Annotated in this window: 1 pseudogene; it reads right to left on the bottom strand. The window is 45.4% G+C overall.

The features are described 5' to 3' along the window. Positions 1-361, bottom strand: a pseudogene (locus ACT3SX_RS15610) (IS982-like element ISPsma1 family transposase); the annotation flags it as partial.

Here is a 361-nt window from a genome sequence, read left to right as displayed (position 1 = left end):
GCTTTCATTAGCCGTCTTACCACAGGTTTGGGTCTATCTTCTTTCATATTAGCTCTGAGTGGCGTTTGTAAATCTACTCCTTGAGCGTCGTAGTACGATGTCAGACTCGGGCTGATATACCCTTTATCAGCGCCGAGCAAACCATGGATATGGTCAGTAATATCAGGCGCAACCGCTCTTTCATCAACATTGGCAGGGGCAACGGTAAAGCCTTTAATCATGCCAGATAAATTAACAAGCAAATGTCCCTCAAAGCCATAGTACCTCTCTTGCTTAGCGGCGCAGTAACTAAAAGCTGCTAAGTCTTGATAGTTTTTATGCCGATAAGCGCGTCCATAATGACAGACGGGTATCGGAAAGC

The organism is Psychrobacter sp. AOP31-B2-9 (genome assembly GCF_052378005.1).
In the GTDB taxonomy this organism is placed as follows: Bacteria; Pseudomonadota; Gammaproteobacteria; order Pseudomonadales; family Moraxellaceae; genus Psychrobacter.
Note: the sequence above shows the minus strand (reverse complement) of the source record. Positions and strands in the feature narration are given on the sequence as shown.